Annotated in this window: 25 protein-coding genes; 14 read left to right on the forward strand and 11 right to left on the reverse strand. The window is 69.3% G+C overall.

What is annotated here, in order from left to right; all coding sequences use genetic code 11:
• Nucleotides 1-98: 98 nt before the first annotated feature.
• The 4 genes from BJY22_RS40265 to BJY22_RS40280 all read left to right on the forward strand — a co-directional run bounded on the left by BJY22_RS40265 (nucleotide 99) and on the right by BJY22_RS40280 (nucleotide 3,968).
• Nucleotides 99-956 (forward strand): esterase/lipase family protein, encoded by an 858-nt coding sequence (locus BJY22_RS40265; protein WP_167217472.1) that lies wholly within the window; start codon nucleotides 99-101, stop codon nucleotides 954-956.
• Between the two features lie 205 nt (nucleotides 957-1,161).
• Nucleotides 1,162-2,055 carry a M23 family metallopeptidase gene (locus BJY22_RS40270; RefSeq protein WP_337759820.1) on the forward strand — a complete coding sequence of 298 codons (894 nt, stop codon included), beginning with the start codon at nucleotides 1,162-1,164 and terminating at the stop codon, nucleotides 2,053-2,055.
• Between the two features lie 36 nt (nucleotides 2,056-2,091).
• Entirely contained in the window at nucleotides 2,092-2,610 is a 519-nt protein-coding gene (locus BJY22_RS40275) for a DUF6886 family protein (protein WP_167217474.1), read from the forward strand.
• The gene (locus BJY22_RS40280) at nucleotides 2,607-3,968 is read left to right on the forward strand and encodes a lanthionine synthetase LanC family protein (RefSeq protein WP_167217476.1); all 1,362 of its coding nucleotides are present in this window, start codon (nucleotides 2,607-2,609) and stop codon (nucleotides 3,966-3,968) included. Before BJY22_RS40275 ends, BJY22_RS40280 begins: the two co-directional genes overlap by 4 nt.
• Here BJY22_RS40280 and BJY22_RS40285 read toward each other — a convergent pair.
• The 4 genes from BJY22_RS40285 to pcrA form a co-directional block, all read right to left on the reverse strand.
• Complete coding sequence (locus BJY22_RS40285; protein WP_167217478.1) at nucleotides 3,958-4,938, reverse strand: NAD(P)-dependent alcohol dehydrogenase; 981 nt, start codon at nucleotides 4,936-4,938, stop codon at nucleotides 3,958-3,960. The genes BJY22_RS40280 and BJY22_RS40285 overlap by 11 nt on opposite strands.
• Before the next feature lie 86 nt (nucleotides 4,939-5,024).
• Nucleotides 5,025-5,699 (reverse strand): TetR/AcrR family transcriptional regulator C-terminal domain-containing protein, encoded by a 675-nt coding sequence (locus tag BJY22_RS40290; protein WP_202891485.1) that lies wholly within the window; start codon nucleotides 5,697-5,699, stop codon nucleotides 5,025-5,027.
• A 67-nt stretch (nucleotides 5,700-5,766) separates the two neighbouring features.
• Nucleotides 5,767-6,327: a hypothetical protein gene (locus BJY22_RS40295; protein ID WP_167217480.1), complete on the reverse strand. Its 561-nt coding sequence runs from the start codon at nucleotides 6,325-6,327 to the stop codon at nucleotides 5,767-5,769.
• An 83-nt stretch (nucleotides 6,328-6,410) separates the two neighbouring features.
• Nucleotides 6,411-8,729, reverse strand: a complete 2,319-nt coding sequence (gene pcrA / locus BJY22_RS40300; protein ID WP_167217482.1) for a DNA helicase PcrA — start codon at nucleotides 8,727-8,729, stop codon at nucleotides 6,411-6,413.
• Between the two features lie 82 nt (nucleotides 8,730-8,811).
• Between pcrA and BJY22_RS40305 the strand changes: the two genes are divergently transcribed.
• The 3 genes from BJY22_RS40305 (at nucleotide 8,812) to BJY22_RS40315 (ending at nucleotide 11,054) form a co-directional block, all read left to right on the forward strand.
• Nucleotides 8,812-9,777, forward strand: coding sequence for an alpha/beta hydrolase (locus BJY22_RS40305; protein WP_167217484.1), 966 nt, complete (start codon nucleotides 8,812-8,814; stop codon nucleotides 9,775-9,777).
• 78 nt (nucleotides 9,778-9,855) lie between these two features.
• Nucleotides 9,856-10,449: a ClpP family protease gene (locus BJY22_RS40310; RefSeq protein WP_167217486.1), complete on the forward strand. Its 594-nt coding sequence runs from the start codon at nucleotides 9,856-9,858 to the stop codon at nucleotides 10,447-10,449.
• Nucleotides 10,446-11,054, forward strand: a complete 609-nt coding sequence (locus BJY22_RS40315; RefSeq protein WP_167217488.1) for a ClpP family protease — start codon at nucleotides 10,446-10,448, stop codon at nucleotides 11,052-11,054. Before BJY22_RS40310 ends, BJY22_RS40315 begins: the two co-directional genes overlap by 4 nt.
• Nucleotides 11,055-11,168: 114 nt before the next feature.
• Here the strand turns inward: BJY22_RS40315 and BJY22_RS40320 are convergent, their stop codons facing one another.
• Nucleotides 11,169-12,239, reverse strand: coding sequence for a serine hydrolase domain-containing protein (locus BJY22_RS40320; RefSeq protein ID WP_167217490.1), 1,071 nt, complete (start codon nucleotides 12,237-12,239; stop codon nucleotides 11,169-11,171).
• Nucleotides 12,240-12,283: 44 nt separating this feature from the next.
• Between BJY22_RS40320 and BJY22_RS40325 the strand changes: the two genes are divergently transcribed.
• Complete coding sequence (locus tag BJY22_RS40325; RefSeq protein ID WP_337759821.1) at nucleotides 12,284-13,009, forward strand: PIG-L deacetylase family protein; 726 nt, start codon at nucleotides 12,284-12,286, stop codon at nucleotides 13,007-13,009.
• 16 nt (nucleotides 13,010-13,025) lie between these two features.
• Here BJY22_RS40325 and BJY22_RS40330 read toward each other — a convergent pair whose 3' ends face one another.
• Nucleotides 13,026-13,616, reverse strand: a complete 591-nt coding sequence (locus tag BJY22_RS40330) for an ABATE domain-containing protein (RefSeq protein WP_167217492.1) — start codon at nucleotides 13,614-13,616, stop codon at nucleotides 13,026-13,028.
• A 188-nt stretch (nucleotides 13,617-13,804) separates the two neighbouring features.
• Between BJY22_RS40330 and BJY22_RS40335 the strand changes: the two genes are divergently transcribed.
• The 5 genes from BJY22_RS40335 to BJY22_RS40355 all read left to right on the forward strand — a co-directional run bounded on the left by BJY22_RS40335 (nucleotide 13,805) and on the right by BJY22_RS40355 (nucleotide 17,425).
• On the forward strand, nucleotides 13,805-14,254 hold the full coding sequence (locus BJY22_RS40335) for a VOC family protein (RefSeq protein WP_167217494.1): 450 nt from the start codon (nucleotides 13,805-13,807) through the stop codon (nucleotides 14,252-14,254).
• Between the two features lie 65 nt (nucleotides 14,255-14,319).
• Entirely contained in the window at nucleotides 14,320-15,228 is a 909-nt protein-coding gene (locus tag BJY22_RS40340) for a pyridoxamine 5'-phosphate oxidase family protein (RefSeq protein WP_167217496.1), read from the forward strand.
• The gene (locus tag BJY22_RS40345) at nucleotides 15,225-15,422 is read left to right on the forward strand and encodes a ferredoxin (protein WP_167217498.1); all 198 of its coding nucleotides are present in this window, start codon (nucleotides 15,225-15,227) and stop codon (nucleotides 15,420-15,422) included. The genes BJY22_RS40340 and BJY22_RS40345 overlap by 4 nt, the downstream gene beginning before the upstream one ends.
• Nucleotides 15,419-16,561 carry an FAD-dependent oxidoreductase gene (locus BJY22_RS40350; protein ID WP_167217500.1) on the forward strand — a complete coding sequence of 381 codons (1,143 nt, stop codon included), beginning with the start codon at nucleotides 15,419-15,421 and terminating at the stop codon, nucleotides 16,559-16,561. Before BJY22_RS40345 ends, BJY22_RS40350 begins: the two co-directional genes overlap by 4 nt.
• A 132-nt stretch (nucleotides 16,562-16,693) precedes the next feature.
• Nucleotides 16,694-17,425 carry an alpha/beta fold hydrolase gene (locus BJY22_RS40355; protein ID WP_167217502.1) on the forward strand — a complete coding sequence of 244 codons (732 nt, stop codon included), beginning with the start codon at nucleotides 16,694-16,696 and terminating at the stop codon, nucleotides 17,423-17,425.
• Nucleotides 17,426-17,435: 10 nt separating this feature from the next.
• Here the strand turns inward: BJY22_RS40355 and BJY22_RS40360 are convergent, their stop codons facing one another.
• The 3 genes from BJY22_RS40360 to tnpB form a co-directional block, all read right to left on the reverse strand.
• Nucleotides 17,436-18,764, reverse strand: coding sequence for a C1 family peptidase (locus BJY22_RS40360; RefSeq protein WP_167217504.1), 1,329 nt, complete (start codon nucleotides 18,762-18,764; stop codon nucleotides 17,436-17,438).
• Nucleotides 18,765-18,848: 84 nt separating this feature from the next.
• On the reverse strand, nucleotides 18,849-19,097 hold the full coding sequence (locus BJY22_RS43385) for a zinc ribbon domain-containing protein (RefSeq protein WP_202891486.1): 249 nt from the start codon (nucleotides 19,095-19,097) through the stop codon (nucleotides 18,849-18,851).
• A complete protein-coding gene (tnpB, locus tag BJY22_RS40365; protein ID WP_202891487.1) occupies nucleotides 19,054-20,223 on the reverse strand; it encodes an IS607 family element RNA-guided endonuclease TnpB in 1,170 nt (389 codons plus the stop codon). Before tnpB ends, BJY22_RS43385 begins: the two co-directional genes overlap by 44 nt.
• 161 nt (nucleotides 20,224-20,384) lie before the next feature.
• Between tnpB and rpsR the strand changes: the two genes are divergently transcribed.
• Nucleotides 20,385-20,627 (forward strand): 30S ribosomal protein S18, encoded by a 243-nt coding sequence (gene rpsR, locus BJY22_RS40370; RefSeq protein ID WP_167217506.1) that lies wholly within the window; start codon nucleotides 20,385-20,387, stop codon nucleotides 20,625-20,627.
• Here the strand turns inward: rpsR and BJY22_RS40375 are convergent.
• Both BJY22_RS40375 and BJY22_RS40380 read right to left on the reverse strand, forming a co-directional pair.
• Complete coding sequence (locus BJY22_RS40375) at nucleotides 20,624-21,265, reverse strand: response regulator (RefSeq protein ID WP_167217508.1); 642 nt, start codon at nucleotides 21,263-21,265, stop codon at nucleotides 20,624-20,626. The genes rpsR and BJY22_RS40375 overlap by 4 nt on opposite strands.
• On the reverse strand, nucleotides 21,262-22,800 hold the full coding sequence (locus BJY22_RS40380; protein WP_167217510.1) for an ATP-binding protein: 1,539 nt from the start codon (nucleotides 22,798-22,800) through the stop codon (nucleotides 21,262-21,264). The genes BJY22_RS40375 and BJY22_RS40380 overlap by 4 nt, the downstream gene beginning before the upstream one ends.
• Nucleotides 22,801-22,899: the final 99 nt, after the last annotated feature.

Raw genomic sequence — 22,899 nt, forward strand, 5'->3', positions numbered from 1 at the left:
ACGGAGCCGTGTGTTCCCCCACACGCCCGCTGGGAACCGGTTACCTTGGGAAGAGAGATCGGACCACCGGGGGGTCTGGTTTTGTGAGGAGGGAGCCCATGGGTTCCTGGCAGGACGAGGTCCGCGGCGCGCTGGACGGACTCGCGTACGGCGCGCGCTCCGCCCTCACGCCCAGGGTGCTGCACGGCGCGGCCGTCGAGATCGGCTGGCTGACCACGCACCTCGCGATGTATCCGCTCGGTCTCGTGGCGGGCAGCTCACCCGCACTGCCCGAGCGCCTGAACCTGACCGGCCTCGGCCCGGCCCAGCGCGGCCTGCTGGTCAACGACGTCCGCGCCGCCGGTACGCCGATCCTGCTCGCGCACGGGATCATCGACAACCACACGATCTTCGCGCTGATGCGCCGGCAGCTGGTCCGTCGCGGGTTCGGCGCCATCCACACGTTCTCGTACTCACCGCTGACGCTGGACGTACGCCGTACCGCCGAGCGGATGGGCCGCGAGATCGAGGCGATCTGCGAGGCGTCCGGGTCGGACCAGATCCACGTGATCGGCCACAGCCTCGGCGGACTGATCGCGCGGTACTACGTCCAGCGCCTCGGGGGCGACGCCCGGGTGCACACCTGCGTCACGCTCGGAACCCCGCACCAGGGCACCGTCGCGGCCAAGCTGCTGCCCTGGCCGCTGGTCAAGCAGCTCCGCCCGGACAGCGACGTGATGGCCGAGCTGGACGAGCCGGCGCCGGACTGCCGGACCCGGTTCGTCGCGTTCTACAGCGACGTCGACCAGCTGATCGTGCCGCAGCGACGGGCCCGGATCAGGCACCCCGATCTGCTCGCGAGTAATGTCCGGGTCCGCGGTGTGGGCCACCTGTCCCTGCCGTTCCACGGCGAGGTCGTGCACCGCATCACCGGCGTACTGGCCAATCTGGACGACGAAGAGCCCAGAACTGCCTGATCAGGAAGCTTTCTGCGCGCTTCCGGCCGATGCACGTGCAGCGGCTCATGCAAAAGTTTCGTGAAGGAGCCGCGGAAAAGTGGGTGGCAGGGTTTGTCACCCCGTGACCCTTCCGTTATGGTCTGTGAGTCCTCCCGGGGAATAAACCCTCCGAGCGGATGCACGAGAGCTTCAAGCCCCTCCCCTGTGACCGAAAGGCCACGTTGTGTCCCAGCACCGTGCCGCGGGAGACCGCGTCACGCCCGGCAATGCTGCGCGCAAGCCCGGCGCAGGACGTCATAGTGCCAAGCATCGCGTTGCCAGGCGTAATACCCCCAGCAGCACCCAGATCGTCGGTCTCACCGCCGCGCTCGCCGCGGCAGCCGGAGCTGTCGGCTTCAGCCACAGCTCGCTGGCGTCACCGACCCAGGCGAACTCCGCGGTCAACCTGGCCGCACTGAGCCTGGACAGCGGGCAGCAGCTGTCCGGTATCACCACGGCACGCATCCAGGCGCGTCAGCTCGCCACCCGTGACTCCTCCCGGGTCCAGCTGGCCGACACGACGAAGACCAAGAAGCAGTCCGCGGCCGTCAAGCTGGCGCAGGCCCGGGCCGCGAAGCTGAACGTCACCCAGGCGCTCACCGCCAAGCGCGCGAACGCGCTGGCCGCCGCGAAGGCGAAGGCAGAGGCTGCCGAGAAGAAGGCCCGCGAGTCGGCCACCCGCTGCGAGATGATGCTCTCCGGCTACCACATCACCGCCACGTTCGGGCAGGGCGGCAGCCGCTGGGCCCGCAACCACACCGGCACCGACTTCGCCGCCCCGATCGGCACCCGGATCAGTGCCGTGATGAAGGGCGTCGTGATCTTCGCCGACTGGGCCGGCCCGTACGGCCGTCAGGTCCAGGTCCGGCACGAGGACGGCACCGTCACCTGGTACAACCACATGTCGAAGTTCAGCGTCGACGTCGGCGAGACGGTGTACGCCGGCGACCAGGTCGGCGCGGTCGGGATGACCGGCAACACCACCGGACCGCACCTGCACTTCGAGGTCCGTCCGGACAACGGCGAGCCGATCAACCCGATGTCCTGGCTGCGCAACCACTGCGGCCTCAACCCGTAGGTCCCGTTCCCCCGAGCCCTCGCTATGCTGCGGCGCATGCGTCCGGCAGCCGGTGAGGTCCTGCACTTCTCCGAAGATCCGACGATCGAGATCTTCCGGCCCCATGTCGCGGACACCGCGCGGCAGGGTACGGCGTACGTCTGGGCCGTCGGCCACGACCGCGCCCCCGACTACTGGTTCCCGCGACAGTGCCCGCGCGCGATGGCCTGGGTCGGACCGAACACCACTCCCGAGGACCGCGACCGGATCATCGGCGCCGGGTCCGGCACCCGCGTACACGCCGTCGAGTACGGCTGGCTGGACGCGATGCGCTCGGTCGAGTTGTACGCCTACCGCCTTCCGGCCGGCGACTTCGTCGAGCACGACGCCGCGGTCGTCGCCACCACCGAAGTACGCCCCCTCGGTCCGCCCGAGCGCGTCGGCGACCTGTTCGCGCTGCACGACGAGGCCGGGATCCAGCTGCGGGTCCTGAACCGGCTGCACGACTTCTGGGCCGAGGCCGTCGCCAGCACGCTCGAATGGAGCGGCATCCGGCTCCGCAACGCACGCCCATGACGTACGGCGAGCTCGCTGAACGGTCCTGGTCCTGGGTCGTGAGCCAGGTCCGGTGGGACGACGACGGCCCGTGGATCCCCGAGTCCGGTGACGGCGCAAAGCCCGAGGAGTACGTCGAGGGGATGCACAGCGGGATCGGCGGACTGGCCCACGTGCTCGCGGAGATCAGGCTCGTCCGGCCGTGGACGTCCGAGGAACAGCAGCTCGCCGCGGGCATCGCCGCTCGAATCCGTTCCGCGATCCCGGCGGACACGACCATCACGTACTTCGACGGTCTGGTCAGCTCGATCGGCGTCCTCACGGCCCTCGAGGAGCCCGGCTCGGCCGCCGCCTTGGACCGGCTGTTCGAGCTGGTCGACGACGAGCGCGGTGGCTGGGCGCAGTCGTTCCTCGAGCCGCCGAAGTACCACGAGAACGCCCGCTGCAACGACGTCACGCTGGGCACGGCGTCGGTCCTGATGGGCGCGCTGTGGGCGCTCCGGCGGAGTCCTGACGTCGCCGTGCGGCGCGACCCGCACCCGGGCGGCGAGGCCGAACGCCAGGTCGCGCACCGCGCCCGCCGACTGGCCCGGCGGCTGACCGGCTGGACCGCCGACTGGCTGCTCGCCGAGCAGGAGGTCACTCCGGCGGGCCTCAACTGGTTGTTCGCGCCGCGCCGGTTCTACACCGGCGAGCCGACCGAGATGCCGAACTTCTCGCATGGCCTCGCCGGGATCGTCGCGGTGCTCGCGGCGGCCGGGGCCGAACTCGACCGGCCGGAGCTCGTCGACGCGGCGCGGCGCGGGGCCGAGCACCTGGTGACGCTCGGGATCACCGACGACCAGGGGTTCCGGGTGCCGCGCGTGATCCCGTGGGCCGAGCGCCACGGAGACGAGTTCACGTACAACTGGTGCCACGGTGGCGCCGGGACCGCGTCGGCGTTCAGCGCCCTCGAGTACGCCGGAGTACCGCAGATCGCCGGTGAGACGCCTGCGGCCTGGCGCCGCCGTTGCCTGGACGGTGTCCGGTACTCCGGGATCCCTGAGCGACTGCGCCCCGGGTTCTGGGACAACGACGGCCGGTGCTGCGGGACGGCCGGGGTCGGCGACGCGTTCCTCGACGCGTGGCAGGGCGACGGCGATGAGCGGGACCTGGAGTTCGCCGTACGGATGGGTGACACGCTGGTCGACCACGCGTCCCCCGAGGGGTACTGGCAGTTCGTCGAGCATCGCAACGAGGACCCGCTGCTGCCTCCGGGTGTCGGGTGGATGCAGGGAGCGGCCGGTATCGCGGCGTACCTGTTCCGGCTGCAGCGGGTGCTCGACGGCGATCAGCGTGCGGTCGAGCGGATGGACAACTGGTGGGGGCTCACACGCTGATCACGACCTTGCCGCGGGCGTGTCCGGCTTCGACATAGCGGATTGCCTCGGCGGCGGCTGAGAGCGGGTACGTCCGGTCGAGCACCGGGGTGAGCCTGCCTGCTTCGGCGTACTCCCGAAGCGTCGTCAGGTTGGCGCTGCTGGGGACCGCGTCGAACACCACGACCCGCTGCGACACGAACGGCGCCGACAGTTGTCCGCGGATGATCAGTCCGAGCGGACCGAACACGCTGCCGCCGCCGTACAACCCGCCACCGGACAGCACGAGCGTGCCGCGGCGGACGAGCACTCGACGCAGGGCGGTCAGCGATCTGTTGCCGACGAGATCGAGAACGACGTCGTACCGGCGGTCCAGACGGCTGAAGTCCGACGTCGTGTAGTCCACGACGTCATCGGCACCGAGCGAGCTGACCAACTCGACGTTCCTGGTGCTGCACACGGCAGTCACCGTCGCGCCGAGTGCCTTGCCGAGCTGGATCGCGAACGTGCCGACGCCGCCCGCCGCGCCGTTGATCAGAACCTGCTGCCCCGCCTCGACCTTCGCGGCGTCACGCAGTCCGGTCAACGCAGTGTTCGCCGCCAGCGGCAGTGCGGCCGCTTCCTCGAAGCCGAGGGTGGCAGGCTTGGCCGCGACCCGGTCCTGCGGTACGGCGACGTACTCCGCGAACGCCCGCGGCGCCTCGCCGTACACCTCCGATCCGATCTGTACGCCGGTCACGGCCGGTCCGACCGCTTCCACCCGGCCGGCGAAGTCCGTGCCGCGGATCGTCACGTTCGGCCGCCGCCAACCGAGGTCGGCGGACGGGCGGGCGACGTACGGATCGCCCCGCAGCACGTGCCAGTCGCGCGCGTTGACCGACGCGGCCTGGACCCGCACCAGGACCTCCCCGGCAGCCGGCCGCGGCGTCTCGACGTCGGCGAACGCCAGGACGTCGGGTGATCCGTACTCGTACTGAACGATCGCCTTCATCGCTTCCCCCTTACGCTGTAAGTCTCCCTTACGGCGTAAGGTTGCCTTACGGTGTAAGGAAGGTCAAGAGCCTGGCGGGGTTCCGGTCAGCGCCGCCGGTCGAGGCCGTCGAGCAGCAGGTCGAGCGCGAACTCGAACTCGGCCTGGTCGTCGCACCAGCCGATCGTGCTGTCCGGATCGTCGTGCGCGATCTCCGTCACCATGCCGACCAGGTGCGGGACCTGGTCAGCCATGTCCCGCAGCATCCGCTCGGACCCCGGGCCGGCGCCCGCGGCCGGATCGAACAACTCCTGCGAGAACCCGAGCGCCCTGCTGCCCAGCGCGTGCAACGCATGGTGGGCGAGGTCGTACGAGAACCCGCCGGCGCGCATCAGTCCGACCAACTGGTCGTGGTACCGGATCATCGCCAGGCTCATCGTGGTCCGCGTCTCGAACAGCCGCGGCGCCCACGGGTGCTTCAGCATCACTTCCCGCGCCGACAGGATCCGGCGGCGCATCGCCTGCTGCCAGTCGTCGTCCGGTACGGCGGTCCGCTCGGCGAGCTCGTCGATCTCGGCCATGACCAGGTCGACGATGCCGTCGAGGAGGTCGCCCTTGTTCGCGACGTGGTGGTAGAGCGACATCGCCTCGGCGCCGACCGCCTCGCCGAGCCGGCGCATCGTGAGCGCCTCGATCCCGTCGGCGTCGGCGATCGCGACCGCGGCCCGGAGCACCAGCTCACGACTCAGCGGTGCGCGCGGCTCGGAGCTCGCCTGTGCCACCTGAATCCCTTCCTACGCTGGGGCTAGAGGGCGTCTGGGAACGCCCTCTTACAGCGTAAGGGATAGGTCAGCGCTGCCAGACCTCCGCGGTCGTGAGGAACGCGGACGATCCCGGTTTGTCCGGTGAGCCGTCGACCTGGACGAAGCCCGGCACCGAGGCGCCGCCGATCGAGACGGTCGCGGAACGGACCGGAGCGATCACCAGGCTGAGGCTGTGGTTGCCCTCCGCGAGCTGGAAACTGTCGGTCGCGAACAACCGCCGGTCCAGTACACCGCTCATCTCGATCTGGATGTCGGCGGCCTTCGCGCTCAGCCCGTCGGCGAGGTTCATCGAGACCTGGACCAGGTCCCGCTCGACGGCCGGCTCGTGCCAGGGCAGCCCCTGGACCTCCAGGAACGAGCGGACGAAGTACCGCTCCAGCCAGGCGGCCAGGTCGACGTCCTCGGACACCACCCGGACGATCCCGTCGAACCAGAGCACGACCGCCGTACCGGAGCCGCGGATCGACCAGTCGACCATCCAGATCGAGGCGTACGCCGTGACCTTGCCGTTCTCGTCGAACAGCCGCAGCCCAGGATTCGCTCCCGCCAGGATGATCCGGCGGTTACTGGCCGACGACTTGGACATGGGCGCGCTTCCGGGAGGGGCCGAAGATCCTTGATTGTCTCAATCTCCGGGTCAGATGCAACGCATGCGTCCAAGAAGTTGACCTAGATCTTCTCCACCGGTGCGTACCGAAGCAGGAGTCGTTTCACACCTTCGGACCCGAAATCTATGTCTGCCTGGGCCTGCTGGCCCTCGCCGCGGACCACCACGACGGTGCCCATCCCGAAGCTGTCGTGCACCACCCGGTCGCCCGGATTCAGGCTGATCACCGGCTTGTCCGAGGCGGTCCTGCGGGCCGGCTCGTACCTGCTCGGGATGCCGCTGCCGCGGGTCGTGCCGGTCCCGGACCAGCGGGTGATCGCGGACTCGTCGCGGCGCCAGTCGAGCAGCTCGGCCGGGATCTCCTCCAGGAACCGCGACGGCGGGTTGTGCTGCGGAGCGCCGTACGCCGAACGCACCGCGGCACGGGAGATCGCCAGCCGCTGACGGGCCCGCGTGATGCCGACGTACGCGAGCCGACGCTCCTCCTCGAGCTCCTTCAGGTCGGTCAGCGAGCGGGAGTGCGGGAAGACGCCGTCCTCCATCCCGGTCAGGAACACCACCGGGAACTCCAGGCCCTTCGCGGTGTGCAGGGTCATCAGCGTGACCACGCCGCCGTCGTCGGCCGCGTCCGGGATCTGGTCGGCGTCCGCGACCAGCGCGACCCGCTCGAGAAACGCCTGCAGATCGGCGGCCTCACCGGCGGCGGTCCGCTCCTCGACGAACTCCCGCGCCACCGAGATGAACTCGTCCAGGTTCTCCAGGCGGGTCTCGTCCTGCGGATCGGGGGACTTCTGCAGCGTCTCGTAGTACCCGGAACGGTGCAGCGCGACGTCCAGGATGTCGTCCGGCGGTGCGCCCGAGTCCACCATCGCGGTCAGCTCGTCGAGGATGTCCACGAAGGCCTGCACGGCGTTGACCGACCGCGAGGCCATCGCCGGGGCGTCCTGCGCCCGCCGCATCGCCTGCGCGAACGAGATCCGGTCCCGCTGGGCGAGCGCCTCGATCGCGGCCTCCGCCCGGTCGCCGATCCCGCGCTTCGGCTCGTTCATGATCCGGCGCAGCGAGACGGTGTCCTCCGGGTTCACCAGCACCCGCAGGTACGCGAGCGCGTCACGGACCTCCTTGCGCTCGTAGAACCGGACGCCGCCGACCACCTTGTACGGATGGCCGGTGCGGATGAAGACCTCTTCGAAGACACGGGACTGCGCGTTGGTCCGGTAGAACACCGCGACGTCGGACGGCTTGACCCCGTCGGCGTCGGACAGCCGGTCGATCTCGTCGGCGACGAACTGCGCCTCGTCGTGCTCGTTGTCGGCGACGTACACCGCGATCTGCTCGCCCTGGCCCTGGTCGGACCAGAGGTTCTTCGCCTTGCGGCCCTCGTTCCGGCTGATCACCGCGTTGGCCGCGGTCAGGATCGTCTGGGTGGAGCGGTAGTTCTGCTCCAGCAGGATCGTCTCGGCGCCGGCGAAGTCCTCCTCGAACGCGAGGATGTTGCGGATCGTGGCGCCGCGGAACGCGTAGATCGACTGGTCCGAGTCGCCGACCACCATCAGCTCGGCGGGCGGCGCGGTCGGGCCGTTGTAGTCCGCCGGGTCCTCACCGCAGAGCTCGCGGATCAGCGTGTACTGCGCGTGGTTCGTGTCCTGGTACTCGTCGACCAGCACGTGGCGGAACCGGCGGCGGTAGTACTCACGGACCTCGGGGAAGGCCTGCAGCAGGTTGACCGTGGTCATCAGCAGGTCGTCGAAGTCCAGTGCGTTCGCCTGGGCGAGCCGCTCCTGGTAGATGCGGTAGCACTCGGCGTACGTCTCCTCGAGATGGTTCTCCGCCTTCGCGACGGCCGTCTCGTGGTCGATCAGCTCGTTCTTCTGGGTGCTGATCCAGTTCAGCACGGCGCGCGGGTTGTACCGCTTGACGTCCAGGTCGAGCTCGCGGCACACCAGCGTCATCAGCCGGCGCGAGTCGGTGTCGTCGTAGATCGAGAACGTCGAGTTGATCCCGAACCGCTTGATGTCGCGGCGCAGGATCCGCACACAGGACGAGTGGAACGTCGAGACCCACATCAGCTTCGCCCGCGGGCCGACCAGGTCGACGACGCGCTCCCGCATCTCGGCGGCGGCCTTGTTCGTGAAGGTGATGGCGAGGATCGACCCGGGGTGGGCGTCCCGGGCGGCCAGCAGGTAGGCGATCCGCCGGGTCAGCACGCGTGTCTTGCCCGACCCCGCACCGGCAACCACCAGCAGTGGCTTGCCGGCGTGCACGACGGCCGCCCGCTGCTGCGGGTTCAGCCCCTCGAGCAGCTTGTCCGGATCGGTGCGAGACGTCTTCGGCTCCTCCAGCGGCACCGGGAGCTCATCAGGCGAGAACAGCGTAGTCATCACCCAACACCTTAGGCGCTCCCCCCGACAGTTACCGAAAATCGGTTCGAACGGGGTGTCCGGTCCTGCGAGGATCGCCCACGTGGACGCCTCCGAACTGCGGTACGACGACCTGGTGGACCAGATCGAGGTCCTCTACAACGAGCACCGGTACCGCGCCGCGGTGGAGCTGCTGGACGCGGAGAGCGACGGGCTGGAGGTGTGGACCGCCGAGCTCGCCCATCTCAAGGCGTGTCTGCTCGGCGCGGCCGGTGACACCGACGAGTCGCTGCGGGTGTTGCTGGACGCGAGTACGGCGGGCGCGTGGTGGCGACCGGAGATCCTCACCGAGGACGACGATCTGGCCGCCTTGCGGGACCGCCCCGAGTTCCCGGAACTGGTCGCGGTGTCGAAGGCGCGCGTGGCGGACGAGCCGGTCCGGCCGCTGATCACGCTCCCGGCCGGCCGGCGGTCGGGGCGACCCGAGTCGGCGTCCGCCGCAGCCGGGCCGGTTGCCGGGGTGGTTGTCGCCTTGCACGGAGCGGGGCAGCGGGCGGAGCATGCTCGGCGGGACTGGGCCGCGGTGGTGGAGCTTGGCTACGCCCTCGTCTGCGTGCAGTCGTCGTACCGGATGTCGCCGATGTACCGCACCTGGCCGGACCCCGAGCAGGCCCGCGCGGACATCGCCCGCGCCCTCGCCGAACTGCCCGCCGAACTCGCTCAGCCCGCCGTCGAAGGCGCCCCGGGTGCCGGCCTGCAGCCGGCCGACGGTCTGCCGATTGTTGCGGCGGGGTTCTCGGCCGGTGGGCGGGTGGCGCTCGACTGGGCGCTCACGGGGCAACCGACTCCGGTCGACGGCGTACTCGCGATGGCTCCCGCCCTGCGTCAACTGCCGGAGACTGGACGACCGTTGTCGCCAGCAACGATCTGGATCGGTACGGACGACGACCTGCTCGAGGTCGTGGATGAGGCGGCCGACCGGCTGACCGGCTTCACGATCGAGCGGATCCAGGGACTGGGACACACCTTCCCGGCCGACTTCACAGCTCGGTTGCCAGCGGTGCTCTGAGGGCGCGTTTGCTCTGGGCAGAGTTGCCCTCAGCAGAAAAGCTGGGCCGCGACGATCCGTGCGGTCAGGGTGGAAGACATGGCAGAAGACATGAAACCGCCGCTGTTCAACGAGACCGCGCGCCAGCGCCTGTTCGGGCAGCGGATCGTCGTACTGGACGGAGTCCTCAACGACGACAACGGGACCCTGCTGGCCACCCAGATCCTGACGCTGGCGGCCGAGGACCCGGACACCGACATCTCGTTCTGGATCCACTCGCTCGGCGGCTCGGTGCCGTCGATGCTGGCGATCCGGGACGTGATGCGGCTGGTGCCGTGCGATGTGTCGACGCTGGCGATCGGGCTGGCCTGCAGCGCGGGTCAGTTCCTGCTGTCGGCCGGTACGCCGGGCAAGCGCTACGCCCTGCGGCACGCCCGCGTGCTGATGCACCAGGGCTCGGCCGGGATCGGCGGGTCCGCGGTGGAGATCGAGATCCAGGCGAACGACCTGCGGCACATCCGCGACACCGTGCTCGGGATCGTCGCGAGCGACACCGGGCAGTCGTTCGAGACCGTGCACGAGGACTCGCTGCACGACCACTGGTACACCGCGGAACAGGCCCGCGAGTACGGCTTCATCGACCACATCGTCGAGTCCTTCGACCAGGTGATGCCCAGGAGGGCCGCGGCATGAGCAGCTACACGATTCCGAACGTGATCGCCCAGCACCCGCGGGGCGAGCGGATCATGGACGTCTACTCACATCTGCTGACCGAGCGCGTCATCTATCTGGGTACGGCGATCGACGCGGGCGTCGCGAACGCGATCATCGCCCAGCTGCTGCACCTGGAGACGGACAATCCCGAGGCGGAGATCAACCTCTACATCAACTGCGAGGGCGGCGACACGTCCGCGATGCTCGCGATCTACGACACCATGCGGTACATCCAGTCGCCGATCGCGACGTACGGCGTCGGGCAGGCGATCTCCGCCGGGGCGGTGCTGCTCGCGGCCGGTACCGAAGGTCGCCGGGCGATCCTGCCGCACGCGCGGGTCGTCCTGCACCAGCCGGCCGGGCGTGGTCAGGGCACCATCCCGGACCTGATCCTGCAGGCGGACGAGGTGGTGCGGGTCCGCGGCCAGGTGGAGGAGATCCTCGCGCGGCACACCGGCCAGACGGTCGAGCGGCTCCGGCACGACACCGACCGCGACCACGTCCTGACCGCCCAGGGCGCCAAGGACTACGGCATCGTCGACCACGTGATCGCCGAGCGCATGCCGGCCCCCGCGCTGGCCTGACCTGACCACCTCTGGTGGGTGGGCGTCCGAGATGCCGGGTTTACGTCCGGGATCCGGGGCGCAAACCCTGCATCTCGGGCGTAGATCCACCAGAGGCGAGGAGCGGGAGCGGGCTCAGCCGGCGGCCTCGAGGACCTTGTCCGCAACGGCGGCGTGGTGTGCCAGATCGGACTTGGGGCGGCCGACCCGGTTCGTCAGGTACGCATACGCGATCTGCCGGTCCGGGTCGGCCCAGCCGACGCAGCAGTTGCTGCCGTTGTGGCCGAACGCGCGCGGACTGCTGAGCGACCCCAGCGACGACACCGTGCCCTCCATCCAGCGCGGTCCGCCCAGCTGGAACCCCTGCGACCACCGGACCGGCGCCCGCGCGACCGGGTCGTACTCACCCTCGCTGGTCGGCTCGACCGCGACGGCCAGCGACTCCGGCCGCAGCAGCCGGCCGTCCAGCAGCGCCTGGTAGAACCAGGCCACCTCCCGCGCCGTGGTCGAGATCCCGGCCGCCGGTACGACGGCCTCACGCGTCCGGCGGTTGTTCAGGACGGACTGGATGAACGGCCCGACCGGACCGACCGCTCTGATCGGGACGTGCCGTCCCCACAGGTCGTCCGGCAGGCCCAGGTACGTGTCCTCGGTGCCGAGCGGCTCGAACACGGATCGCCGTACCAGCTCGTCGAACGGCAGCCCGGCGCACCGCCGCGCGACCTCACCGAGGATGAACCCGAACGCCAACGGGCTGTACGCCACGGTCCCGATCGGCCAACGGGGGCGCGTGTCCTCGATCCGGCGCAGCGACCGGTCCCAGTCGGTCATCGCGCGGAGCTCACCGACGTACGACCCGGCGCTCGACACCCCGGACCGGTGCCGGAGCACGTGGCGGACCGTGATCTCGCGCTTGCCGTTGTGGGCGAACTCCGGCCAGTACGCCGCGACCGCGTCGTCGAGGTGCAGGCGGCCGGACTCGACGAGCTGGTGGATGACGACGGCGAGGTACGGCTTGCTCGCGGAGAAGAGCCAGAACAATGCGTTCGGTGAGCACTCGAAGGAGCGGTCGACCACGGTCTGCCCGTGCCGGACGACGCACAGCTGAGCGACCGCTCCACGGGCTCCGATCAGCTCGACCGCCTCGCCCAGCCGGTCGGGGTCGAGGCCGGCGTCGCGCGGATCGCACGTGCCACCGAACTCCATGAATTCCACTGTGCCCGCCCAGGCAAACAGTTAGGGTCGGAATTGTGACTGTGCCTCAGGCGGATCCGCGGCCGGACAGCGAGATCGAGCGCGTTCTGGTCGTCGTCGCGCACCCCGACGACATCGACTTCGGCGGCGCCGGCACGGTCGCGCTGTGGACCAAGGCCGGCATCGAGGTGCAGTACTGCATCGTCACCGACGGGCAGGCCGGTGGTTTCGAGCCGCATCGCGATCGCGCCGAGATCCCCGGCGTACGACGGGCCGAACAGACCACCGCCGCGCAGCATGTCGGGGTCCGCGACCTGCATTTCCTCGGGTACCAGGACGGCGCCGTCGAGCCGACCGCGCAACTCGTCCGCGACATCAGCCAGGTGATCCGCACAGTCCGCCCGCAACGGCTGCTCACCCAGTCACCGGAACGCTCGTGGCACCGCCTCCAGGTCTCGCACCCCGACCACATGGCCGCGGCGGAGGCCACGGTCCGCGCGTTCTATCCGGCCGCGGGCAACCCGTACGCGTACCCGGACCTGTCCGAGGAGGCGTGGGACGTCGGCGAACTCTGGATGATGGACCACCCCACCGCGAACCACTACGTCGACATCACCGACACGTTCGACCAGAAGCTGGCCGCGCTGATGTCGCACGTCAGCCAGCACCGCGATCCCGAGGGCCTGCGCGCAGGTATCCGCGCCGCCTTCGCCCAGGTAGCCACCGCCGCCGGCCTCCCGCCCAACCATTACGCGGAAGCCTTCACCGTCGTCCGGGTGTGACCTCGGTCCGGACGGATCACTCTGCCGGGCGCTGCGCCTGTTCGCGCTGCCGGTGGTAGTGCCGGGACACGCGGGCCCGGTTGCCGCATCCGGACGAGCACCATTCGCGCCGCGCCGGACTGCGGTGGAAGTAGAGGACACATCCGGGACCGTGGCACGCGCCGACGCGACGGGGCGCATCGTCGAGCAGATCCCGGCCCTCCAGTCCGATCCGGAGCAGATCGCTCCGGAATCCGTCCGCGTCCAGGCGCCAGCCGCGGGCGAGGACGGTGCCGCCGTTCAGCACGCTCAGTTCGGGCACACATCGCAGTAGGAGCTCGTTGAGGATGTCGGCCGCCCCGGACACCGGCAGGTCGGACACCGCAGCCGGACGGTCGTCGCTCAAGGCGGCGGCGGCCAGACGGCGCAACGCGTCGCGCAGAGCGCGCGCTTCGCTCAGTTCGTCGTCGTGGATGCCGCCGGAACTCTCGAGGCCGCACTGCCGCGCCCAGGTCTGTAACTGATCAACGGTCGACAGTGAGTCGTGGACCCCGTGGCGGTCGGCCCAGACGGTGTTCATCAAACGGATCGGGAGTGGCTCGCCGGGATAGAGGTCAGGCACGTTCACCAGTTCACACCTCTCGTCGGTTCGCCACGTTCTGCGGCGAGGAAGTTGGCCCGTCCGGAGAATTCTAACGGATTCAGACTTGCCATGCATTAGCCTCGACTCCTACAGTCATCTAACAGTTGCGAGGCTCCTAACCATTAGTCGCTCGTGGTGAGTGACGGGACGCCTCGCGAGATTGGACGATCGCGATGAGCAACCCGGCGCTGAAGACAGGACATGTCGCGCTGAACGTGACGGACCTGGGCCGGTCGATCGACTTCTACGAGGCGTTGTTCGACTTCGACGTTCTCGCCCGGGCCGAGGACGAGCGCGCGTGGGCGCTGCTCGGTACCGAGGGAGTGCTGTCCGTCGCGCTGTGGGAACAGAGCGACGGCAGCTTCGCGACCGGTCTCCCCGGTCTGCACCACCTGTCGTTCGAGGTGCCCGACATCGAGGCTGTGCGCGCGGCGGAGACGACCCTCGAGCGGCTCGGCGTGGAGTTCTTCTACGACGGCGTAGTCGCCCATGGGGAAGGCGCGACGTCAGGCGGCGTGTTCTTCCACGACCCCGACGGGGTCCGCCTGGAGATCTATGCGACCACCGGCGTCGACGGAGACAGCGCTCCGGTCAAGGGCGCGCCCACCTGCGGCTTCTTCTGAGCCGTCGTTCACCGTGCCCGGGATCGTCTGCACCGCGGTCCCGGGCCCTTCCCGAAAGGACTCCGATGTTCCATCCCGGAGAGTCGAGTGTGCAGCGCCGAGCCGGCATCGTGGCCGCCGCGCACGGCAGTGCCGCCGTCGACAACGCCATACCGGAGATCGCCGAGCAGTTCCTGCGATCCCAGCATCTGATGGTGATCTCGGCCGAGTACGACGGACAGCTGTGGACGAGCCTGCTGACAGGTGTTCCCGGCTTCATCACCGTGTCCGGCGGTACCGGCGGAGAGACCGGCGTGCGCCTGGGCGCGAACTGGCCGGTGCTGGATCCGCTGGCCGAGGCATTCCGCGATCCGCGCGATGTCGGGATGATCGCGATCGAGCCCGAGACGCGGCGCCGCGTCCGGATCAACGGACGTGCCCACGCCGACGAGCGCGGCCTGTACGTGCAGGCCGACCAGGTCCTCGCCAACTGTCCGAAGTACATCCAGGTACGGCGGATCCAGCGGACGGAACCCATCGCCGCCGTCACCCGCACCGACAGCACCCAGCTGAGCGACGCCCAGGTCGCGTGGATCCGGCAGAGTGACACGTTCTTCGTCGGTACGGGTGCGCGCGGCCTCGGCAACGACGCGTCGCACCGCGGCGGAAGCCCGGGCTTCGTCGACGCCGCGTCCGGTCACTTGAGCTGGCCCGACTACGTCGGCAACTCGATGTACATGACATTCGGCAACCTCGCGCTGGACCCTCGGGTCGGTCTGCTCTTCTGGGACTTCGACAGCGGTGCCACCCTGCACGTCAGCGGGACCGCGACGGTGGACTGGGACGAACGCCGGGCCGCACGGCATCCGGGTGCCCAACGCATGGTGGACGTGACCGTCGAGCGGGTCGTGCAACTCGACGGCCGCGTTCCACTGCGCTGGGAGTTCCTCCGGGCGTCCAAGTTCAACCCGCGGCTCGAACGGAGCCAAGGGTGAACATCGAGGTCGACCGCGAAGTCTGCGAGATTCACGCCCAGTGTGTCTTCGCTGCTCCCGACGTCTTCAGGCTCGACGATGACGACGAACTCGTCTACGAGTCCGCGCCCGACGAGCGTCACGTGGCGGCGGTACGCCACGCCGTCAGCGCCTGCCCGGTCCGGGCCATCCGGCTGTTGGACGACGCGTCGTGAAGACGATCGCTGTTGTCGGTGCCGGCCTGGCCGGGCTGAGCGCGGCACGTGAGCTGCGGACGCTCGGTTGGGGCGGACGACTCGTGGTGGCCGGCGGTGAGAAGCATCTGCCGTACCGTCGGCCGCCGTTGTCCAAGGAGTTCCTGACCGAGCAGGTCGACCTGTCCCTGGTCGACGAGCACGAGGTGGACGCCGAGTGGTGGCGGAACCACTGGGCCACCGAGCTGGATCCAGGTCGTCGCCGGATCCTTTTCCACAGCGGAGCGACGCTGGCGTTCGACGGCGTCATCATCGCCACCGGACTTCGGGCCCGCGCGCTTCCACCACGTCTGCGTCATCCGCTGGTCCACGTACTGCGTACGCTCGACGACGCCGTGCGGCTTCGACGCCGGCTCGCCAGCGGAGACCGCGCCCTGGTCATCGGCGGCGGTTTCATCGGCAGTGAGGTGGCCTCCGCCCTGGCGGCGAAGGGCAAGCACGTCACGCTCGTCGCCCGGCGCGACCTTCCCCTCGAACACGCGCTCGGGACTCCGGTCGCCGCTCAACTGGCGGCCTTGCACCGGCGGCATGGAGTGGATCTGCGTCTGGGGCGGCACGTGACGCAACTGACATCGGCCGGAACTGGGTTGCTTGCTTCGCTCGACAACGGCGACGAGGTAGCGGCGGACTTCGCGATCGCCGCACTGGGCTCCGAGCCGGCCGTCGAGTGGCTGGCCTCGTCGGGCCTCGATGTCGTCGGCGGAGTCCAGCTCGGAGCTGACGGCCTTGCGGCACCCGGCGTCGCCGCCGCTGGTGACGTGGCGCGTTCGCCACACCCGCTGCTGGGCGGCGAACTGGTGCGGGTCGAGCACTATTCCAACGCCGTCGATCAGGGTGTACGGGCGGCGAGAGCCGTACTCGGGCTGGACCCTGGTCCACCACCCTTGCCGTCGTTCTGGACCCAGGTCCACGACTGGCGGCTACAGTCCGTCGGCTTCACCGGCGCGGACCTCGACGTCAACGTGGGCACAGAGGACCGCTCCGGACGCCTCGTCGCCGAGTACCGACGGGAAGGACGGCTGGTCGGAGCCGTCGTCGAAGGCTCACCCCGGCTGCTCCACCACTACCGCAGGGAACTACTACACGAGGAGAACAGATGAACCGCCGCCTGCCCGTACCGCCTTTCGACGAGGAGAGCGCCGCATCTTCGGTCCCCGACGCGAGGGCGAGCCCGACGTCTTCTGATGCGTAATCCGGTTGCCCCGGGGCCTGAACGGCTGGAGGGTGCAGCCATGACGATTTCTCATGGGGTGGCCGGGCAAGGTCCGGATCTGTTGCTGGTGCATGCGGGCGTGGCCGATGCGCGGATGTGGGATCGGCAGGTGGAGGAGCTGAAGAGCAGCCATCGGGTGATCACGCTCGATCTGCGCGGCTTCGGGAAGACGCCGTTGGAGCAGGGCGCGAAGTACTCCGACGCGGGCGACGTCCTCGCCCTGCTCGAGGAGATCGGGGCGCGGGACGTGACAGCGGTCGGGGCGTCGTACGGCGGGTACGTCGTGCAGCAGGTCGCGAGCCGGCGGCCGGAGCTGTTCTCGCGGCTGGTGATGATCTGTGCGCCGACCGACAACGTGCAGCCCGACGACGGGGTCCGCGCGGTCTGGGCCGAGGAGAACAAGCTGATCGAGGCCGGCGACGTCGACGGCGCGACCGACGTCACCGTCCGGCGGTGGATCGGGCCGGAAGCGGACGACGAGGCCCGCGAGCTGCTCCGGGCGATGCAGAAGCAGGCGTACGACGTACAACTGGCCGCCGGGGACGTGGACAACGAGGAATGGCCGGTCGAGCCGGAGAAGATCAGCGCGCCCGTGCGACTGATCACGGGCGCGCATGACTTCGCGTTCTTCACCGACAGCGCGGACTACCTCGCCGAACGGCTGCCGACGCCCGAGCGGGTCCATCTCCCGTGGGCCGGCCACCTGCCGACCCTGGAGCGACCCGCCGAGGCGCTCGGCCTGATCCTCTAGGCCTGATTCTTCAGGCCTGATCGGCCAGCGCGCCCATCGGGTCCCACGCGGGGAGCACGATCGGCTCGTCGTCCAGACGCGCCTGCAGCTCGGCCGGCAGCGCGGACCGGCGGACGGCGATCTCGAACACGTGCTCGCCGAACCACGAGTCGTTCATGGTCCAGAAGCCGCTGTCGGCCTTCTCGTCGCCCCAGCTGTTCTCGACCCGCCAGCGGCGCGGCTTGCCCTCCACCACGTCGACGCCGGTGAACAGCATCGCGTGCGTCATCAGCGTCTCGTGGTGCACCAGCCGCTCGGCCTTGTCCAGCGTGAACTCGGTGTCGTAGACGGAGCCGTAGTCGTACAGCTTCGCGTCCCAGAAACCGAGGTCGGAGTTCATCTGCTTGCCGACGTCGCAGCCGAACCAGACCGGCTCGCCGCCGACGATCGCGTCCTGGGTGAGCTGCTTCATCAGCTCGATGTCGACGTTCAGGTACACCACCGGCGGGGCGTCGATGACGTTGCCGAGGAAGTCGACAGTGAAGGTCTTGCCGACCGGGCTGGTCGATCGCGGGTCGTGCACGAGACAGACGTACTCGTCGACCGGCAGCTGCACGTAGGCCGCAGCGAACTCGGCCGGCGTGGTCCAGCCGTCGCGGTGGAAGCCCTTGTCGCTGTCCTTCCACTGCCACAGGAACTTCTGCGGCGGCGTGCCGAGGTGGATGCTCAGCACCCGGTGGATGGTGGTCAGGATCTCGCGCTTGCGGTCGCGGCGCGCCTCGTCGCCCTCCAGCGCCCGCAGGTCGCGCGCGCCCTGACGGAGCAGCTTGCGGAGGACGTCGTTCATCTGCGCGGTCGCCGACGAGCTCTCGGTCTCCGGCATCGCGGACTTCGGCACCAGGCCGTGCTTGCGGACCAGCGCGACGAACATGTTCCACTGGCCGCCGTCACCGATCGGGTCGGACAGCAGATGCGCGACGGTCCGGTCGTCGGCGTCCCGGTCCGCGGTCTCGAGGATCGCCTCGAGGAAGAAGTTCGAGCGCTCGAACTTGTCCCAGAACAGCAGGTAGTTCTGGGAGAACTCGAAGTCCTTGACGCCGAGCTTCTCGGCCGCGCCCACGCGGAGCAGATTCAGCCCGGCGAACAGCCAGCACCGGCCGCTCTTCTTCTGGTTGGTCACCTTCCAGTCGTCCAGCAGATGGGACACCGAATGGTCCATCGACGTGACGACTTGGCGATCCAGGGCAAGGCTGTTGACCGGCGTCTGCGTGACGGCGTTCTGCATCACCCGGTACTGCGGGTTCGACGCGAACTCCTTCTCGAAGAGCGCGAGCTGATCGGCTGTGAGATTCCGCTCCATAAGAGTCGACGGTATAACAGCCGCCCAACGCGGACGCGCCGAACGGAGTGGCGAATCGATGCCGTTGCGCGTGAGTGTCATCGGCTACACACTCACAGCCTCTGGCAAGGCGGTCCCGGTCTCACACTCTGGGCTGCCGGGTAGACGTTTCACAGCCACCCGCCCGGTGACCCGGGTCTTCTGGTCGGCTCCACGTCCGTTTAACGTCTCCGCACCACTCGCGGCGACCGCCAGCGCGGCAAGATTCCTCGCCGCGTTCTCATCACGATCCATCACCAGACCGCAGGATTTACAGAGGTAGTCGCGTTCGGACAAGAGCAGCTTGGCTTTCACGACTCCACCCCGAACAGGTCTTACTCGAGGGAAACCACCGGTCAGCCACGACCAGGCGCCCGCCGTTCCACTCGGTCTTGTACGCCAGTTGCCGCCGGATCTCACCGAACCCCGCATCCCCGACCCGACGAGCAAGCCGACGATTCCGAAGCATCCCGGCGACATTCAGGTCCTCCACCACGACGGTCCCGTACTCCGCCGCAATCGCACTGGTGAACTTGTGCAGCGCATCCGCGCGCTGGTACGCCACCCGATGATGGACGCGGTTGCGCTGCGCGTTGGCGCGCTTCCACCGGTTCGACGGCAACCGGCCGGTCCGGCGATCCGGGCCGCGACGACGCGAAGCACGCCGTGCCAGCTTGCCGAGCTTCCGCAGCGAAGCGTCATGGTGCTTCGGGTTCGGCACCGTGTGTGGCTCGCCATTCGGTTCGGCCAGGACTGCGAGGCTCTTGATGCCCAGATCCACACCGACTACGGCATCGGGCCGCCGCGGGGTCCGGGCGGGTGTGTCCTGTTCGACGGTGAGCGACACGAACCACCGGCCGCGCTCGAAGCGGATGGTCGCGGCCAGGATCCTGGCTGTGCCGTCGAGCAGTTCCGGTGCCGGTGTCTCGTGCAGCCGCACCCGGCCGATCCGCGGAAGTACGGCGTACCGCTCGTCGCAACGAATCGCGCCGGTGGTGAACCGGCACGACCTGACCGCCGTGCGCTTGGACTTGAAGCGCGGGAACCCCACCACTCGCCCGGCCCGCTTCCCCTTGCGTGAGTCGGCCCAGTTCTTCAGCGCGGTTGCAAGCTGGGTCAGGCCGGAGGCGTAGGCCTCCTTCGAGTACTCCGCCCACCACGGTGCAACGTCGCTCTTGGCCCGATTCCAGGCCTTGCGCAGCGAATACATCGACCACGAGATCGCCGGAGTCAACAGCTCGTCCGGGATGCCGTAGGTGGCTTCGGCCGACCGCTGATCCATTACCGCCTTGACCCACCCAAGACCCCAATTGAAGGCCTTCCGCGCCGCACCGCAATGCCCGTCCAGAAGTCGAGCCTGACGCGGCGTCGGATTCAGCGCGTACTTGTAGGCCCGCAGTACCAGCGGATGCTTGTCGAGCAAAGCGCTGTCGTCAGGCATGCAGGCAGTTTCCCGGGACCCACCGACATAAATCAGCCGTCGGCACCCGGCATCATCAGACCCAGGTCGGCACCACCCGATCTCTCTAGGCGGACGACGCGCCACCGGCGAGGTCTTGCGCTACTCTAATTGAAAACGACATTCAACAGAGGAGTGGCGCCATGCCTCGACGCCCGGCCCCGACCGGCAAGCGCAAGCCGAAGCAGAATCCGCTGGACCGCGACGGCATCACCTACATCGACTACAAGGACACCGCGCTGCTGCGGAAGTTCATCTCCGACCGCGGGAAGATCCGCTCCCGCCGCGTCACCGGCCTGACCCCGCAACAGCAGAAGCAGGTAGCCCGCGCCATCAAGAACGCGCGCGAGATGGCCCTGCTCCCCTACACCTCGAGCGGCCGCTAGACCAGTCGACGGTCGGTGGCCCAGCGGGTCAGTTCGTGGCGGTTGGAGAGCTGGAGCTTCCGCAGTACGGACGAGACGTGGGTCTCGACGGTCTTCACCGAGATGAAGAGCTCGCGAGCGACCTCCTTGTAGGCGTAGCCGCGGGCGATCAGCCGCAGGACCTCGCGCTCGCGCTGCGACAGGCGGTCCAGGTCCTCGTCCACCGAGGCGATGTCGATCGCGCCCGAGAACGCGTCCAGCACGAAGCCCGCCAGCCGCGGTGAGAAGACCGCGTCGCCCTCGGCGACCCGGTTGATCGCGTCGACCAGCTCGGTGCCGGAGATGTTCTTGGTCACGTACCCGCGGGCGCCGGCCCGGATCACGCCGATCACGTCCTCCGCGGCGTCGGAGACCGACAGCGCGAGGAACTTGACGTCCGGGTGCCGCTGGTGCACCTGCTTCATCACCTCGGTGCCACCGCCGCCCGGCAGGTGGACGTCGAGCAGTACGACGTCCGGCTCGGTCCCGACGATCGCCTTGACCGCGGTGTCGACGTCGGATCCCTCCCCGACGATGTCGACCGAGGCGCCGATCTCGCTGCGTACCCCGGCCCGGAACATGTCGTGATCGTCGACGACGACAACGCGCCTGCTGCTCATCTGTCCATCTCCAGTCGCACTTCGGTGCCTGTCTCCGGATCGGACCGCACTGTTGCGCGGCCGCCGTGCCGTTCCATCCTGCCCATCACACTGTGCCGCAAGCCGAGCCGGTCGTCCGGGACCTCGTCGACGTCGAAGCCCTTGCCGCGGTCGCGGACGAACATCTCCACCCGGTCGCCGTCCACCTCGACGAACACGTCGATCTTCGCCGCGCCCGAGTGCTTGGCCGCGTTCACCATCGACTCGCGGGCGGCCCGGACCATCGACGCCAGCGGTTCGGTCAGGTCGCAGTCGCCGACCGTGACCACCTCGATCGGGACGCCGTGCGAGTCCTCGACCTCCGCGGCCGCCCGCTTCGCGGCACCCGCGATCGTCTGGTCCGCCTGGTCGTCCTCGTCGTACAGCCAGGACCGCAGCTCGCGCTCCTGCGAACGCGCCAGCCGGGCGACCGCCTTCGGGTCGTCGGCCTGCTTCTGGATCAGCGCCAGCGTCTGCAGCACCGAGTCGTGCAGGTGCGCGGCCATGTCGGCGCGCTCCTGGGACCGGACCCGCTCGGCGCGCTCCGCGTTCAGGTCGCGGGTCAGCCGGTGCACCCACGGCCCGGCGATGACCCCGATCCCCACCACCGCGAGCAGCAGCGCGATCAGTACGTCGCCGACCATCGAGAGCCGGCCGTTCTGCACCAGGAACAGGGTGACCGCGGTCCCGAGCAGAACCAGCCCGACGCCGATCCGGATCAGCGACTTCCAGCCGCCCTTGCCGAGCACCAGGCCGAGGATCGGGACCCGGATGTCCTGGGTCCACTTGTCCTTCTGGCTCTCGTCCGCCTGTCGCCAGATCAGCGCCAGACCGGTCGCGGCGAACACCAGCGGCCAGAACAGCTTCCCGGCGATCCCGAGCCCGGCGACCTGCAGCAGGATCAGCAGCCCGGCACCGATCGCCACCAGCGCGGGCAGCTGGCCGCGGCTCTTCTCCCGCTTCCGCTGCTTCGCCTCGGCGACCGGCGCCGGCGGCTCGTCGGTACGCAACCCGCTGCGCGTGTGCGCGGCGAGGCCCGGCGCAGCCGGCACGGTCTCCGGCGCGAGCGGCATCAGGAACCACAGCGCCGCATAGATCAGGACGCCGAAGCCGCCGAAGACAGTGGTCGCGATCAGGACCAGCCGTACGACGGTGTCCGACACCCCGAGGTGGTCCGCCACGCCACCGGCCACACCGGCGACGACGCGTCCTTCGGTACGGCGGTACGCCCGGCGCGGCGCGTCCGTGGGCTGCCGGGGCGGGAGGCTCGCGTACGGCGGGGTCGAGTACGGCGTCGAGTAGGGCGGGGTCGAGTACGGCGGACCGCCCGGCGCGGCGTACTGCTGCTGATTGCCCATCCGGGCCGCGTAGGCGGCGTACGGACCTTGGTACTGCCCCGGTCCCTGCGGGCCCCAGCCCTTGTAGCGCCACTGGTCCTGGTTCTGGCCAGGGGTCGACTCGGGCTGGCCTCCTTCTGCGGAGGATCCGCCCGGCGGCGCGGCTGCTGGCTGGCTCATCACCACGATCGTCACATGTGGACCGGCCCGACACCAGCAGGCTTGTCCCCGGCCGCCTCCTCAGCGCCCGCCCGCAGCGGTCAGGGTCAGCTCCGGGAC

The organism is Kribbella shirazensis, assembly GCF_011761605.1.
In the GTDB taxonomy this organism is placed as follows: Bacteria; Actinomycetota; Actinomycetes; order Propionibacteriales; family Kribbellaceae; genus Kribbella; species Kribbella shirazensis.

What these genes read in the sequence shown, in the direction of transcription:
- BJY22_RS40265 (WP_167217472.1), top strand. Translation starts at nt 99, where the DNA reads ATGGGTTCCTGGCAGGACGAGGTCCGCGGCGCGCTGGACGGACTCGCG.
- BJY22_RS40275 (WP_167217474.1), top strand. Translation starts at nt 2,092, where the DNA reads ATGCGTCCGGCAGCCGGTGAGGTCCTGCACTTCTCCGAAGATCCGACG.
- BJY22_RS40280 (WP_167217476.1), top strand. Translation starts at nt 2,607, where the DNA reads ATGACGTACGGCGAGCTCGCTGAACGGTCCTGGTCCTGGGTCGTGAGC.
- BJY22_RS40285 (WP_167217478.1), bottom strand. Translation starts at nt 4,938, where the DNA reads ATGAAGGCGATCGTTCAGTACGAGTACGGATCACCCGACGTCCTGGCG.
- BJY22_RS40295 (WP_167217480.1), bottom strand. Translation starts at nt 6,327, where the DNA reads ATGTCCAAGTCGTCGGCCAGTAACCGCCGGATCATCCTGGCGGGAGCG.
- pcrA (WP_167217482.1), bottom strand. Translation starts at nt 8,729, where the DNA reads ATGACTACGCTGTTCTCGCCTGATGAGCTCCCGGTGCCGCTGGAGGAG.
- BJY22_RS40310 (WP_167217486.1), top strand. Translation starts at nt 9,856, where the DNA reads ATGGCAGAAGACATGAAACCGCCGCTGTTCAACGAGACCGCGCGCCAG.
- BJY22_RS40315 (WP_167217488.1), top strand. Translation starts at nt 10,446, where the DNA reads ATGAGCAGCTACACGATTCCGAACGTGATCGCCCAGCACCCGCGGGGC.
- BJY22_RS40320 (WP_167217490.1), bottom strand. Translation starts at nt 12,239, where the DNA reads ATGGAGTTCGGTGGCACGTGCGATCCGCGCGACGCCGGCCTCGACCCC.
- BJY22_RS40335 (WP_167217494.1), top strand. Translation starts at nt 13,805, where the DNA reads ATGAGCAACCCGGCGCTGAAGACAGGACATGTCGCGCTGAACGTGACG.
- BJY22_RS40340 (WP_167217496.1), top strand. Translation starts at nt 14,320, where the DNA reads ATGTTCCATCCCGGAGAGTCGAGTGTGCAGCGCCGAGCCGGCATCGTG.
- BJY22_RS40355 (WP_167217502.1), top strand. Translation starts at nt 16,694, where the DNA reads ATGACGATTTCTCATGGGGTGGCCGGGCAAGGTCCGGATCTGTTGCTG.
- BJY22_RS40360 (WP_167217504.1), bottom strand. Translation starts at nt 18,764, where the DNA reads ATGGAGCGGAATCTCACAGCCGATCAGCTCGCGCTCTTCGAGAAGGAG.
- tnpB (WP_202891487.1), bottom strand. Translation starts at nt 20,223, where the DNA reads ATGCCTGACGACAGCGCTTTGCTCGACAAGCATCCGCTGGTACTGCGG.
- rpsR (WP_167217506.1), top strand. Translation starts at nt 20,385, where the DNA reads ATGCCTCGACGCCCGGCCCCGACCGGCAAGCGCAAGCCGAAGCAGAAT.
- BJY22_RS40375 (WP_167217508.1), bottom strand. Translation starts at nt 21,265, where the DNA reads ATGAGCAGCAGGCGCGTTGTCGTCGTCGACGATCACGACATGTTCCGG.
- BJY22_RS40380 (WP_167217510.1), bottom strand. Translation starts at nt 22,800, where the DNA reads ATGAGCCAGCCAGCAGCCGCGCCGCCGGGCGGATCCTCCGCAGAAGGA.